Source organism: Streptomyces sp. NPDC055078 (assembly GCF_053607985.1).
Genome location: NZ_JBSGUP010000024.1, coordinates 1 through 13,492 on the forward strand (window position 1 = coordinate 1; position 13,492 = coordinate 13,492).

Sequence of the window (13,492 nt, forward strand, 5' to 3'; positions counted from 1 at the left end):
TCCGTGACCTGGGTGCCCGACGGCCGGGCTTTTGGCATCTGCGAAGGGAAGAGCCCATGCGCAAGGCGTATTTCGACGGCACCCACCGGACCCGCCATCCCGATCAGACCTGGGAGGCGATCCGGCCGCTGCTGATGGCGTACGGCATCACCCGCGTCGCCGACGTGACCGGCCTGGACGACATCGGTATCCCGGTGACCATGGCCGTACGGCCCCTTGCCCGCACCCTGTCCGTCGCCCAGGGCAAAGGCGCGACGCTGGCCGCCGCCCGGGTCTCGGGGGCCATGGAAGCGATCGAGGCATGGCACGGCGAACGGGCGGTCCCGACCGCCGATGTGCGGGCCCCGGCCGGCGACCTGGGTCTGCCGTATCCGGTGACCGCCCTGGAGAGCCATCCCGGATCTCTGGTCACCGGCCGGACGGTTCTGGACTGGATCACCGCGCGCTCGGCGCTGGACGGCGAACCCGTGCTCGTTCCGGCGGCGTGCGTGCAGCTGGGCCGCGAAGCCCACGGCCAGTGGCGGCTGCACCTGCACAGCGCGTCCACGAACGGTCTCGCCTCCGGCAACACCCGTGCCGAGGCCATCGTCCACGGCCTGGCCGAGCTGATCGAGCGCGACACCATCAGCGCCCTCACCGACGGGCGGGGCCGCGGCCGGCTCGTCGACCCGGACAGCATCGCCGACGAGCACTGTGCGGCGCTGATCGGCCGGTTGCGGGCGGCCGGGGTCTGGCTGGAGCTGTGGCACCTGCCGAACCGGTTCGAGGTGCCCGTCATGAGCTGCTACCTGTGGCGCGAGGACCAGCCGACCCTGCTGGTCTCCGGCTCCGGCGCCCACCTGGACCCCTACGTGGCCCTGTCCCGGGCGATCACGGAGGCGGCTCAGTCCCGGCTGACCCAGATCACCGGCAGCCGGGAGGACATCCACCCGGCCGCCTACCGGCCCGCCGTCCACCGTCGCCCCCGGTCCGCAGCGGGCCCCGCCGCCGGGTGGCCAGAGATCGCCGCCCAGCACGCCACCGGGTTCGCGACGGACGACGGCGAGGCCGAGCACCTGACCGCCCGCATCACGGCCGTCACCGGTCACTCCCCGCTCGTGGTGGACCTCACCCACGGACCGCATCAGCGGCGGGAGTTCTTCGTCGTCAAGGTGCTGGCCCCGTCCCTGCGCTACGACGCCCGCCACGTCATCCCCCGACCGACCCAGGAGGCAGCCGCATGACCGTTCACGTCTTCTCCGGGCCCACCGTGCCCGCCGCACGGGTCCGCGACCTCGTCCCCGACGCCGTGACGCACCCACCCGTCCGGCACGGTGACCTGATGCGGCTCGATACCGGCCACGGCGACACCGTGCTGATCATCGACGGACTCTGGCACCAAAGCGCCCCCGTCCGGCACAAGGAGATCCTGGCACTGCTGTCCGAAGGCGTCGCCGTGATCGGCGCCGCCAGCATGGGAGCCCTGCGGGCCGCCGAGCTCGCCCCGTACGGCATGGTCGGCGTCGGCCGCATCTTCGAGGACTTCCACAGCGGCACCCTGGACGCGGACGACGAAGTCGCCGTACTCCACACCGTCGGCGGCCGCCCGCTGTCCGAAGCCCTGGTGAACCTGCGAACGGCCCTGACCCGGGCCGCCGCCGACGGGCAGCTGGACGAGACCGAAGCGGACCGACTCGCCGACCTGGCCCGCTCCCTCCCCTACACGTCCCGGTCGTGGACCGCCCTGGGCCGCCTCGCGGCCGGGGAAGGGCTGGGGCCCGCGTTCACCCGGGCCGACGCCTGGCGCCGCACGCATCCCTGCGACGCCAAGCGGGAGGACGCCGAACGCGCCCTCGCCCTCGTAGCCGCCGGACTGCCCCCAGCCCCCGGCGCCGGAGCGTGGGCAGGCGAGCCGTGGCAGACCAGCTTCGTCCGGTACTGGAAGGCAGCCTTCCGACCGGGAGCGACGGCAGGCGGACAGCCCATCAGCTTCCTCGCCCTGCTCCACCATCAGCAGCTGTACGACCCGGGATTCGCGGACCGGTGGCGCACCCGGGTCCTGGCCGCCACCGCGCAGGAGACCGGCGGCGGCGTATGCCGCCCGGTGCGTTCCACGGCGGTGGAGCGGTCCGCCCTGCGGTGCGCCGCTGCCGCAGGCGTGGAGGTGGCCGGAATGTCCAGCAAGCAGCTCGCCCACTGGCTCACCGAGGAGGAGGTGAGCCAGCTCTCGCCCGAGGAAGCGCTGGTGCGGATCGTCGTCCGCTCCGCCCGTCTGGACGGAGCCTGGACCGTGTGGCCCGCCACGGTGGCCGAAGCGGGCGGCCTGCTCGGCTCCGTACCCCTGGCGGCTGAATCCGTGGCCGCCGCGTTCGCCCTTCAAAGAGGCGTGGGAGGAAGTCAGGGCGAACAAGGGCGCACCCGGCGTGGATGGGCAGAGCATCGAGGACTTCGAGAAGGGCCTGAAGAACAATCTGTACAAGGTCTGGAACCGAATGTCGTCGGGCTCGTACTTCCCGCCTCCGGTGCGCGCGGTGGAGATCCCCAAGCCGCATGGCGATGGCACGAGAATGCTCGGTATTCCCGCTGTTGCTGATCGCGTTGCCCAGACCGTGGTGGCCCGGCATCTGATGCGAAGGGTGGATCCGATTTTCCACCCTGACAGCTACGGATACCGGCCGGGACGGTCCGCCTTGGACGCAGTGGAAAGGTGCCGGGAGCGCTGCTGGAAGCGGGACTGGGTGGTGGAGTTCGACATCACCAAGTTCTTCGACAGCGTGCCTTGGGACCTGCTGGTCAAGGCGGTGGAAGCTCACACCGACGCCGTTTGGGTGAAATTGTATGTGCGGCGGTGGCTCCATGCACCGCTCGCCATGCCCGACGGTTCTCTGCTGGAACGGGAGTGTGGAACCCCGCAAGGGGCGCCGGTCTCTCCTGTGCTGGCGAACCTGTTCCTGCACTATGCGTTCGATACCTGGATGGCGCGGGAGTTCCCGAACATCTGGTTCGAACGGTATGCGGACGACGCGGTCCTGCACTGCGTCACCGAGCGTCAGGCCCGGCAGGTACTGGCCGCGCTCATGGACAGGATGGCCGAGGTCGGACTGCAACTGCACCCGGCCAAGACCCGGCTCGTGTACTGCAAAGACGGCAGACGTCGCGTCTGCGCCGAGCCGCCGCCGAGGGAGAACTCGCGTCGGCCGCCGAGGCCGACGGCGTCGCCGCGTTCGCCGGCACCGTACTGGCCGGCATGGCCGCCCTGCCCCGCGACGGTGCCGACCGGACCCAACTGCTGGACGCGGCCCGTTACGCGACCCGGGCCTGGCCCGCATAGTCCTTCTCTCGCGCCGCGGCCCGGACCCGACCGGGGCGACGAGGTGGCTCGACCGGCTCCTGAACGCGGCGGGCCGCGGACGCCGTCGGCTCATGCGGCAGTCCCTCTGTTGATATTGGTGGTGGAGAAGGTTGCGGGTGGAGTGGACCGGTCGTATAGTTCTGGTGTCGGAACACGGAAGGCACCGAATTCCCGGAAGGGGAAGGCGTTATGGGACGCATCAAGGTCGGCACGGAGAACAGCACCGACATCGAACTGCACTACGAGGACAAGGGCGCCGGGCAGCCGGTTGTGCTGATCCACGGCTACCCGCTGGACGGCAACTCCTGGGAGGGCCAGGTCCCGGCCCTGCTGGCAGCCGGCCACCGGGTCATCACCTACGACCGGCGCGGCTTCGGCAAGTCCAGTCAGCCCTCCACTGGTTACGACTACGACACGTTCGCCGCCGACCTGAACACCGTCATGGAGACCCTTGACCTGCGCGACGCGGTCCTGGTCGGCTTCTCGATGGGCACCGGCGAGGTCGCCCGCTATCTGTCCGCCTACGGCTCCGGCCGGGTCGCCAAGGCGGTGTTCCTCGCGTCGCTTGAGCCGTATCTGGCGATCACCGACGACAACCCCGACGGCGCCGCCCCGCTCTCCTTCTTCGAAGGCGTCTCCGAGGCGGTGAAGAAGGACCGCTATGCCTTCTTCACCGGCTTCTACGCCGACTTCTTCAACCTCGACGAGAACCTGGGCACCCGGGTGAGCGAGGAGGCCGTGCGCAACGCCTGGAACGTGGCGGCCGGCGCGGGCCCGATCGCTTCGGCTGCCGCGCCTCTGACCTGGCCCACCGATTTCCGGGCCGACATCCCCCGGATCGATGTCCCCGCCCTGATCGTGCACGGCACGGGCGACCGCACCCTGCCCGTCGACGCCACCGGACGCCGCTTCTCCAAGGCCCTGCCCACCGCCGAGTACGTCGAGATCGACGGCGCGCCGCACGGGCTGCTCACCACTCACACCGCCGAGGTCAACGAGATCATCCTGGACTTCCTCGGCCGATGACGCGCCGGACGGTGTGACTGACGCACGAAACCGAATAGACGACTGGTCTAATTGACGATAGGGTGGGGAATATGCCCGCCATTCAGGGCGACACTCGCCGAAGCATTCTCGACGCCGCCCAGCGGATCATGTCCCGCAAGGGATTCTCCGCGGTAGGCATCAACGAGGTCCTCTCCGCGGCCGGGGTGCCGAAGGGGTCGTTCTACCACTTCTTCGGTTCCAAGGACGCCTTCGGCGAGGCGATGATGCGGGCCTACTTCGCCGACTACCTGGCGGACATGGACCGCGTCCTCGCCGAGCCGGGCCTGACCTCGGCAGAGCGGCTGATGAACTACTGGCAGAACTGGCGTGAGACGCAGAGCTTCGACGAGTGCCAGGGCAAGTGCCTGGCCGTCAAGCTCGGCGCGGAGGTCTCCGACCTGTCGGAGAGGATGCGGCTCGCCCTGAAGGAAGGCACCACCGCCATCGCCGACCGGCTGGAACGGACGATCGTGGCCGGACTGAAGGACGGATCGATCACCGTCGACGGCGCCCCCCGTGACACCGCACAGGTCCTGTACGACATGTGGCTCGGAGCGAGCGTCATGGTCAAGATCCACCGCGACATCGGCCCACTGGACACCACGACGACGGTCACCCGTCGACTCCTGCACCTGTAGAACGCAGAACTCAGAACCCGGCTACGCCCGACCCCGGGGATCCGCCCGGACACCGGTCGTTTCTCACATCCCGTCAGAGTCGACGGGTCTACTCAAAGGAAGTGCACGCCATGAAGGTCCTCATCGTTCTCACCTCGCACGACGAACTCGGCACCACCGGCCGCAAGACCGGCTTCTGGCTGGAGGAACTCGCCTCCCCCTACTACCGCTTCAAGGAGGCCGGCGCCGAAGTCGTCCTCGCCTCCCCAAGGGGCGGCAGGCCGCCCCTGGACCCCAAGAGCAACGAACCCACCTTCCAGACCGACGAGACCCGCCGCTTCGAGGCTGACCCCGAGGCCATGGCCGCCCTCACCCGCACCGTCCGTCTCGACTCCGTCTCCGCCGACGACTTCGACACCGTCTTCTACCCCGGCGGCCACGGCCCCCTGTGGGACCTGGCCGAAGACCCCGACTCCGTCCGGCTCATCGAAACCGTCCTGCGCTCGGGCAAGCCCCTCGCCCTGGTCTGCCACGCTCCCGGAACCCTGCGCCACGTCACCAACCCCGACGGCACCCCCCTGGTCCGGGGCCGGAAGGTCACCGGCTTCACCAACGGCGAGGAAGCCGCCGTCGGCCTGACCGACATCGTCCCCTTCCTCGTCGAGGACGAACTCAAGAAGCTCGGCGCCGACTACTCCAAGACCGAAAACTGGCAGCCCTACGTCGTCATCGACGGCCTCCTCATCACCGGCCAGAGCCCCGCCTCCTCCGGCCCCGCCGCCGACGCCCTTCTCACCCTCCTCACCCTGGTCAACCAGGTCGACGACGCCCGCGTATAACCCACACCGCAACCAGCACCACCCGGCACACAGATCACCGACCCTCCGGCCGCCACCCCGCACAGCGTCCCGGCCACTACCGGACGCACCCGGACTCGCACCCCACACCGCCTGCTCCGGCTGGCACCGATCAAAGAAAGCGACACCGATGAAGGTCTTCATCGTGGGCATCGCCGGCGGCATCGGCAGCCGCCTGGCCCGGCTGCTGACCGCCACCGGCGACCACGTCGACGGACTCTACCGCCGCCCCGAACAAGGCCAACACCTCGAAACTCACGGCATCCACGCCACCCACGGCGACCTCACCCGCCTCGACGTCCCCGCCCTCGCCGCCCTCCTCCACGACACCGACGTCCTCGTCTTCACCGCCGGAGCCGGCGGTGAAGGCGGCAGCACCGCCACCACCGCCATCGAAGCAGCCCGCCTCGCCGGCATCCGCCGGCTCCTCCTCGTCTCCGTCTTCCCCGAAGCCTGGCGCCACCGCGACGTCTCCGACACCTTCGAGCACTACATCGACATCAAGAAACAGGCAGACACCGAACTCGCCGCCACCGACCTCGACTGGACCATCCTCCGCCCCGCCGCCCTCACCGACGACCCCGGCACCGGCCACATCAGCCTCTCCCCCGCCCTGGTCCACACCCACATCACCCGCGACGACGTCGCCGCCACCCTCACTGAACTCATCCACACCCCACAAATCCACCACCAAATCCTCGAACTCACCCAAGGCCCCGACCCGATCAACAACGCCATCCACCGACAGACCCGCAACTGACCAGCCGGGCCCCTGATCAGGGGTTCTGCCGGGCGTACTCGGTGGGTGTGAGTCCGTAGCGCTGCTTGAAGGTTCTGCGTAAAGCCGTCCGGACGGACCTGCACCACCAGATCGACACCGGGCCGCACCGCCTCGTACACGGCGAGCGAGCCGGCCAGCCGCGGCACCGGCAGCGCCCAGGGCGCATCGAGCTCATAGCTCTTCCCGCCCCGGGTGATCTTCGCCAGCGGCTGCTGCGCCCCGCCGCCCGACAGCACCACATCCTGAGCGGCCTTCGGGACGACCTGCCCGTCCTGACGCCTGACCAGAGTAGTGTCGACCGGTACCCAGCCGCCCTCCCGCCGCACCCGCTCCGGCACCGCGGACGACTCCACGGTGAACGTACCGTCACTGTTCGCGAAAACCTGGTTGGACTCGTTCGTCAGGCCCTTGACCTCAACCCGGCTCCCGCCGGCAGCCGCCTGCTCGGACGCCTTCAACTCCTCCGACTTCGCAGGCAGCGGATCGTCCTGCCAGAACTCCTTGCCCCGGCCCGCGTCATCCGCCGGAACACCCGAAGCCGGCTCCCTCACCTCGACGTCATCGCCGACCGCCGCAGCCGCCACACCGCCACGCTGCTCCAGAGCGACTCCGGACAGCAACAGCAGAACTGACGCCGCGACAACTCCACGCATGGTTCTTCGACGGTGCCCACGTATCTTCACTCCGCGCTCACAATCTGAAGATCTTGTTAGAAAATTGAGCGCGACGCTATCCGGCCCCGAAACGGCAGGGCAAGGCCGCTGCCCCGGTTCTGACCTGGAGAAACATCAAACTCGCCTTGTCTGGCGTGGTGCCAACTCTTCTATATGCGGTGAAATCCCACCCGGTCACTTCCGGCGAGACGACGGTAGCGAGCGCCGGGGCGGGGGCGACCGGCGAGACCGGGGTCACGACGGGGGAGGAGCGGGCAGTGCCCCGATTTGCCCTGAACTCGGCGCCTGCTGGCCGGACAGGTTCCACAGCAAGTCGACGCCGCCAAAGTTCTTCACGGCCCACGTCAGTGCCTCCGTACACCGCTTCGGTGATGAGAACGCTGACGCCCTTTGAGGCGCTGCGTACGACATTGGAGGGGGACCCAGCTCGCCACACACGCCACCCCGCCCTCACGCTGAGCCTTTCCAGTCTGAGGGCGTTGGCCATGTGTTGGACGGGTCTGCGGAACGACGAAGCTGACGGATTCTCGACCAAGATCACCCGCAGCCACCAGGAGCTTCGCTCGCTTGTCTGCCCGTCGTCGATCTACTTGTCCAGTCGCACCCTGCGGTACCTGACCGGAGACGACTCGCAGTCCGGCGAAGCGAGACCGGGACGCGATGGCGGCGCTTGACCGCAGGTCGTCAGGCTCTCCCTTGGGAAAGACCCATTATTTCTCCGCCCTGCGCGGGGTCGGCGGAATATAGCAGCCGCTTCCCGGTTCGTGAAACCGGGGATTCTCCGGACTCTTGAACCGTCCCGCCCGGCACTGCGCCCGGGGCGCCATTCCGTCTTTCCCCTTCACGTCCGGAGACCTTTTCTCATGCGCTCGACCCGTTTCGCCGTCAGCACCGCCGTCCTCGGTGCGTTCGCCCTTCCTCTCGCCGCCGCGCCGACGGCGACCGCCGCCGCACCGGCCGCTGCGGCCCAGCACGGCCACCGTCCGTGTGACCGGCCCGGACCGTGGGTGATCGGCACGAAGGCCGTCACCATCCGCTCCAAGGCGACCACCAAGTCCACGGCCGTCGGCATCCTCTACCAGGGCCAGAAGTTCACCGTCCACAAGACCAGCGGCAATTGGCACCACATCACGAACAAGACGACCCAGACCAAGGGATGGGTCTCGGGTACTTACGTCTTCCGTGACGTCCGTATGTGCCTGAGCTACTAGCCACGGCGAACCCACAGGAACTGCGCCCGCACTCGTCGCACTCCCGGAAGGAATCACGGCTGCGAGAGCACAGTCCGCCATGGCCCCCGTCCCGGCAAACCCGAAACAGAAAAGGAGAGTGCGCGGTGTCCGATGAACCAGGCGATCTGTTGGGCGTCCTCGCCACCCGGATCGAGGAGAAGTTCCAGATGAGCCTGCCGACCCTGCGGCGCGCGGTGGCCATCGCGCCGCACGCCAGCCCGGACGCGGCGGAGACTGTGCGCTGGTACGGCCTTCTCACCACCGCCCAGGAAGCGCTGGAACGGGCCGAGGACGCCCTCGTCGCCGCCCTCGGCACCGAGCCGCGCGGTGAACTCGACGATCCCGTGATGGAGTTCGCGCACCGGGTGAACACGGCTGTGGACATCCGGGACGGACGGGCCACGGTCCTGCGCTTTCTCCTCGACCCGGACACCCCGGACAGGCGCGGCCCCAGTGCCAGGTACGGGACCGCCCCGACTCTTCGCCGGGGCCCCGCGCTGACAACCGGCGTGCCCGCCCGCCCCGCCGCCGCGGTGCCCGAGGTGCGGGGGGTGCCCCGGTGAGCGTGACCGCCAGGCCCACCAGCCAGGACGCCCTGCTGGAGGAGGCGTTCGGCGCCCCGGTCCACGAGCTGTACGCAGCCAGCGCCGGGCCCGGTGTCTCCGCCGCGCTGCGCCGGGCCCTGGAGCTGCGCTCCTTCCTGGTCCTGGCCGAGGAGCAGGTGGTCCGGGTCCGGGACCGTGTGCACCAGGCCACCGACCCCGGCCGTGACCTGGGCGGACTATCGGCCGATGCCTTGCGGATGGACGGCCAGTGGCTGGACGCCGCCCTCGCCGCCCGTGACGGCTACCTCACCGCGCTGGCCGGCCTGCTGCGGTCCATGCCCCCGCCCGGACCGGCAGCCGGGCGACCAGTGGAGTTGACCCGGGCCAGGGTCAGCACCGCGCTGCCTCCTGCCTCCCCGGCTCCGCCGCTGGCCGGGGCCACGGGTGCGCCGATCGCGAAGGCGCGCTGATTGGCGACCCACATCACGGCCCAGGTGCTGGCCGAGCGGATCGAAGACCTGTACGGCCGGCACCTCGCCGCACTTGAGGCACATGCCGGCGCCGCCCCTCACGACAGCATGCTCACCGCCCTCCTCGCCGGCCTGGCCGATCTCCAGCTCGCTGAGCGGAGCATCACCTTCCACTGCGACCGGCTGCGGCAACTCGCACACCCGGACCGGTCGATCGGGGCTTTCGACGCCGGCCACCTGCTCGACAACGCCCGGCGTATCGGCGAAGCGGTGGCCGTCCGCGACGCCCACGCCAAGACCCTGAGCGCCGTCCTGCAGAGCCTGCACCGCGTCCCCGCCCCAGCGGCCCAGCCCGACCCGGCAGCCCAGGCGGTTCCGTCGGCCGGACCTGCTCCCGCTGCGGCGCGTACGCGCTGACCCGCCCCCTATATCCCTGGAGTTCCCCTTTTGATCCCCACCGGTCCGCCCCGCACCGTCCACGCCGACCTGTCGCGGGTCATCGAATCCCTCGGCATGCTCACCCCGCGCTGGAACGTCCAGATCCTCACCACCCTCTCCGTACGGCCCCTGCGGTACACAGAGATCAAGACACGGATGCCGTGGCTGCAGGACGGACAGCTCCACCCCAAGCTCCGCTGGCTGGCCGCCGCCGGGCTCATCGAGCGCACCGAACACGGTCCCCGGCACGTCACCTACGGCCTCTCCGCCCGCGGCACCGACCTGATGCCCGTCCTCACGGTGATCGCCGCCTGGGGGGAGACACACCTCGAAAAGCCCGGCACCCGCCCGGGCACGGCAGACACACAGGCAGGCGCGACTGTCCAGGACATTGAGGACAGCCTGGTCCTGATCGCCTACCGGCACGCCACCCCGATCCTGTGGTCGCTCCAGGCCCGCGGCCCGTCCAGCGCCAAGGCGGTCGCGGCCGACGCGATGCCCGGCCACGCCCTCAGCGCCGTCTACCCCCGGCTGCGGCAGCTCGTCGACGACCGCCTCGTCGACACCGACACCGCAGAGGAGGCCGACTACCGGCTCGCCCCGCCCGGCCGGGCCCTGGCCCCGGTGTACCGAGCCCTGTCGGCATGGGCGGCCGGGCACTCCCTCGCGGACGCCGCGACCCACCCCGTGTGGGGACACCCGCCGGCCCCGTCCCAGTCCGCCACCGGCATGTGGGCCTCCGCCCCGGCCCTCCCGGCCCCCGCCGCGAAGACGTCGGCTGCCCTGCGGACCACGCCGTCGGCGCAGTGGCGATCCGGTGAACTCTTCTCCCACCAGTGCCAGCTACCAGCCCGCGCGTCCGCGGACACTCCGGCAGGGGGCTACCGCCGATGACCACCCGGCTCGCTGCTGACCAGGTCACCCAGACTGTCGAGGTGATTGGGCATCCGGGGGTGATCCGGCTGGTCACCGAGATCGACGACCACGGCCCCGTGCCCCGGCACATGCTCAGCCGCACCTTCCCGGATCTGCCCCGTCAGCAGATCCGCGACGGATCCGTACTGGCCCGGGAGCACCGGCTCGTGCGAACCGGACAGCAGGCGCGACAGCCCGCCTACCAGCTCACCGACCACGGCACCGCACTGGCCGATGTGTACGACACCGCCGCCCGCTGGGCCCGCGCAAACGACTACCCCACTCGTGTCGGCGACTTCACCACCCGCGTCCGCGCCACGCTCGCCCTGCTGTCCGCCGACCACGATCAGAAGCTCCCGGACGGCCTCGGCGACCTCCGGGAGGCGCTGTCCGCCTGGACGGCCGGCGGCGATCCCGGAGCCGCCCGTGCGTGACCTCGAACCCGAGGGGGACGTCCATGTCACCCCCCGCTACCTCGCCGGCGCCACCGGGGCCGCCGACCCCGGGCTGCGGCCGGCCCTGGACGCGGGCTGGCAGATCAGCCACGACGACCTCGGCAACGCCTACGTATGCCCGCCTGACCAGAAGGTCCGCATCGGGTTCATCCCCGAAGGCGAGGACGACGCCCTGTGGAAGATCGCCGCACACCGGCAGTTCACCGCACCGAGCTGGGCCGCCGCCTTCAACGACCGCACACCGGAGGAGATAGTCGGCGCCTTCACCGCCGATCTCCTCGACGCCTACCAGCAGGGCGAACACGAGTATCTCGGCCAAGCGCTGGGGTCCTACGAGGTCCCGCGCCGCACCTTCAGCCCACTCCTGGACGCAGGCTGGACGGTCACCCGGGACAGCCAGGCAACGCTGGAGCTGACCGCGCCCGACCATCTCGCCACCGCCTGGTACGACCGTCGCGACCTCGACCCCGCGGCCGAGCTGACCACCAACGCCACCCGCTGGGGCATCACAGCCGGCGGTCAGCGGGCGGGCTGGTACGCCGTCTTCTCCTCCGGCACCCCCACCCGCTTCGTCACCGCCACCGCGGCCTCGGTCGCCGATCCTGCACCGCTGCTCCGCTGGCGCGACTACCTGAACCGCGCCGATCTCCACCACGTCCAGCTCACCCCGGTCCGCCCGCCGGCCCCCACCCCTTTGGACATCGCCAGTACCCACCGCCGGCCCGCCCCGGCGCTGAACACGAACCCGGTCCGCTGGACAACGAGCACTCCCAGCGCCCGCCTGCCCACTCCGCCCCGTGCTGCCCGCCGCTGACCACGGACTGTCCCCTCGCACCGCCCGGAGCCCCCTATGTCCCTCCACGCCGAGCAGTTCTTCACCGAAGCCTTCCCCCTCCGGATGGACGGCGCGGTAGTCGGAAACAGCTTCTACGCCACCCCGCCGCCCGGCTCTCAACTACGCCTGCGGATCGACTTCTACCAGACGATCCACCAGCACAAGTACGACGGCCTGCGCCTCAGCCTCCTCCACCCCGGCCAGGGACAGGTCGACGTCATCGCCCTCTCCTTCGCCGACCACGGCACCTTCCGCACCCGCGACACTCACCGCACCTACGACCGGGATCTCTTCTACACCGGCCTCGGCGGATCCGAACCCCCCTGGATGGGAGGGGATTTCATCTCCCTGGCGCACGCCGTCCACACCTACGCGCGCACGTGGGGATTCCCCGCCCCCGAGCCCCCGGCCCGGTCACCCAAGCGGGCCGCCTCGCCACTCCCGGCTCCCTCCCGCGTCCGCGGAACGCCAGCCCGTACCACCCGATAGCACCCTCCGCGACCTCCAGACGACGGGGACACCTCGACCATTACCAGCCCTCGTCCCGACCACGCACACAACGCCAGGCGAGGACTCCCCAGCGCTGGCGAACCCCATGGACAGCACGAGCGGGATCAACAGCCCGACGCTGCCAGTTCTCCGGCAATCGCCGGCCAGAAAGGTCCTCCGTTTGCCCCTCGGTGATCTCGACTCCGCCGCTGAGGTGCAGCTCATGCCCCGCCACCTCGCAGGCCCCGGCAGCGCCGACTTCCAGACCGCCTGGCCCTTCCCCTTCGAGGAAGGCTGGTCCCTGCACCGGCCCGACAAGGGCCACAGGATCGCCGCCAGCCCCTGCCTGCGCCTGTACACCGGATTCCTCCCCGGCCCCGACAGCGCCTCCAGCGGCACGTGGACCACCACCGTCCAAGAGCCCTTCGGCCAGCCGGAGTGGACGGCCACCTTCAACGGCGCAGTGCCCCTGGAACCGCTGCGCGACCTCCACACCGAACTGCTCTCCCTCTATCTGGAGGACACCTACAGCTCCGGGAACTATCTCGTCGACGACAGCACGCCTGCCGTGGAGGGCTATCTGCCGCTGTGGCTTTCTTCACGAGAAGCGACAGCACCTGTACACGAGTTTGGGCAGCACTCGAAGCTCTGTAGAAATCGAACAATTCATGACTTCAGGCAGCACGGGCCCCTGCCGGGAGTTCAGCAGGGGCCCACGGTGTAAAGAGCTGCGGAGCGCCGGGACCTGTCCTCGATGAGCGGCTGTGCCGGCCGACATCAGCTACCGTCGGCTGCCGGTCTGACGG

At 70.0% G+C, this 13,492-nt stretch carries 15 protein-coding genes and 1 pseudogene; all 16 read left to right on the forward strand.

The genetic code is table 11. The features are described from left to right. The first annotated feature begins 56 nt into the window (after positions 1-56). Positions 57-1,223: a YcaO-like family protein gene (locus ACWF94_RS04040; RefSeq protein WP_453484436.1), complete on the forward strand. Its 1,167-nt coding sequence runs from the start codon at positions 57-59 to the stop codon at positions 1,221-1,223. Positions 1,224-1,321: 98 nt separating this feature from the next. Next, positions 1,322-1,702 (forward strand): annotated as a pseudogene (locus ACWF94_RS04045) (TfuA-like protein); the annotation flags it as partial. Positions 1,703-2,402: 700 nt separating this feature from the next. Next, positions 2,403-3,608: a reverse transcriptase domain-containing protein gene (locus tag ACWF94_RS04050; RefSeq protein ID WP_453484438.1), complete on the forward strand. Its 1,206-nt coding sequence runs from the start codon at positions 2,403-2,405 to the stop codon at positions 3,606-3,608. Next, the gene (locus tag ACWF94_RS04055; protein WP_453484440.1) at positions 3,521-4,357 is read left to right on the forward strand and encodes an alpha/beta fold hydrolase; all 837 of its coding nucleotides are present in this window, start codon (positions 3,521-3,523) and stop codon (positions 4,355-4,357) included. The genes ACWF94_RS04050 and ACWF94_RS04055 overlap by 88 nt, the downstream gene beginning before the upstream one ends. 71 nt (positions 4,358-4,428) lie before the next feature. Then, positions 4,429-5,016: a TetR/AcrR family transcriptional regulator gene (locus ACWF94_RS04060; protein ID WP_453484441.1), complete on the forward strand. Its 588-nt coding sequence runs from the start codon at positions 4,429-4,431 to the stop codon at positions 5,014-5,016. A 110-nt stretch (positions 5,017-5,126) separates the two neighbouring features. After that, complete coding sequence (locus ACWF94_RS04065; RefSeq protein WP_453484443.1) at positions 5,127-5,834, forward strand: type 1 glutamine amidotransferase domain-containing protein; 708 nt, start codon at positions 5,127-5,129, stop codon at positions 5,832-5,834. 148 nt (positions 5,835-5,982) lie between these two features. Beyond that, complete coding sequence (locus ACWF94_RS04070) at positions 5,983-6,612, forward strand: NAD(P)-binding oxidoreductase (RefSeq protein WP_453484444.1); 630 nt, start codon at positions 5,983-5,985, stop codon at positions 6,610-6,612. 1,558 nt (positions 6,613-8,170) lie between these two features. Further along, positions 8,171-8,518 (forward strand): SH3 domain-containing protein, encoded by a 348-nt coding sequence (locus tag ACWF94_RS04075; RefSeq protein WP_453484446.1) that lies wholly within the window; start codon positions 8,171-8,173, stop codon positions 8,516-8,518. A gap of 125 nt (positions 8,519-8,643) precedes the next feature. Next, positions 8,644-9,102, forward strand: a complete 459-nt coding sequence (locus ACWF94_RS04080) for a hypothetical protein (RefSeq protein ID WP_453484448.1) — start codon at positions 8,644-8,646, stop codon at positions 9,100-9,102. Further along, the gene (locus ACWF94_RS04085; RefSeq protein WP_453484450.1) at positions 9,099-9,554 is read left to right on the forward strand and encodes a hypothetical protein; all 456 of its coding nucleotides are present in this window, start codon (positions 9,099-9,101) and stop codon (positions 9,552-9,554) included. The genes ACWF94_RS04080 and ACWF94_RS04085 overlap by 4 nt, the downstream gene beginning before the upstream one ends. Beyond that, entirely contained in the window at positions 9,555-9,971 is a 417-nt protein-coding gene (locus ACWF94_RS04090) for a hypothetical protein (RefSeq protein WP_453484452.1), read from the forward strand. Positions 9,972-10,001: 30 nt separating this feature from the next. Further along, positions 10,002-10,886 carry a winged helix-turn-helix transcriptional regulator gene (locus ACWF94_RS04095; RefSeq protein ID WP_453484454.1) on the forward strand — a complete coding sequence of 295 codons (885 nt, stop codon included), beginning with the start codon at positions 10,002-10,004 and terminating at the stop codon, positions 10,884-10,886. Then, positions 10,883-11,341 carry a regulator gene (locus ACWF94_RS04100; protein WP_453484456.1) on the forward strand — a complete coding sequence of 153 codons (459 nt, stop codon included), beginning with the start codon at positions 10,883-10,885 and terminating at the stop codon, positions 11,339-11,341. The genes ACWF94_RS04095 and ACWF94_RS04100 overlap by 4 nt, the downstream gene beginning before the upstream one ends. Beyond that, the gene (locus tag ACWF94_RS04105; RefSeq protein ID WP_453484458.1) at positions 11,334-12,176 is read left to right on the forward strand and encodes a DUF317 domain-containing protein; all 843 of its coding nucleotides are present in this window, start codon (positions 11,334-11,336) and stop codon (positions 12,174-12,176) included. The genes ACWF94_RS04100 and ACWF94_RS04105 overlap by 8 nt, the downstream gene beginning before the upstream one ends. 36 nt (positions 12,177-12,212) lie before the next feature. Continuing rightward, positions 12,213-12,686, forward strand: a complete 474-nt coding sequence (locus ACWF94_RS04110) for a hypothetical protein (protein WP_453484460.1) — start codon at positions 12,213-12,215, stop codon at positions 12,684-12,686. Positions 12,687-12,867: 181 nt separating this feature from the next. After that, positions 12,868-13,410 carry a DUF317 domain-containing protein gene (locus ACWF94_RS04115; RefSeq protein WP_453484462.1) on the forward strand — a complete coding sequence of 181 codons (543 nt, stop codon included), beginning with the start codon at positions 12,868-12,870 and terminating at the stop codon, positions 13,408-13,410. Positions 13,411-13,492 lie beyond the last annotated feature (82 nt).

Coding starts and splice junctions, on each gene's coding strand:
- ACWF94_RS04065 (WP_453484443.1), top strand. CDS start 5,127: ATGAAGGTCCTCATCGTTCTCACCTCGCACGACGAACTCGGCACCACC.
- ACWF94_RS04040 (WP_453484436.1), top strand. CDS start 57: ATGCGCAAGGCGTATTTCGACGGCACCCACCGGACCCGCCATCCCGAT.
- ACWF94_RS04100 (WP_453484456.1), top strand. CDS start 10,883: ATGACCACCCGGCTCGCTGCTGACCAGGTCACCCAGACTGTCGAGGTG.
- ACWF94_RS04060 (WP_453484441.1), top strand. CDS start 4,429: ATGCCCGCCATTCAGGGCGACACTCGCCGAAGCATTCTCGACGCCGCC.
- ACWF94_RS04075 (WP_453484446.1), top strand. CDS start 8,171: ATGCGCTCGACCCGTTTCGCCGTCAGCACCGCCGTCCTCGGTGCGTTC.
- ACWF94_RS04110 (WP_453484460.1), top strand. CDS start 12,213: ATGTCCCTCCACGCCGAGCAGTTCTTCACCGAAGCCTTCCCCCTCCGG.
- ACWF94_RS04055 (WP_453484440.1), top strand. CDS start 3,521: ATGGGACGCATCAAGGTCGGCACGGAGAACAGCACCGACATCGAACTG.
- ACWF94_RS04070 (WP_453484444.1), top strand. CDS start 5,983: ATGAAGGTCTTCATCGTGGGCATCGCCGGCGGCATCGGCAGCCGCCTG.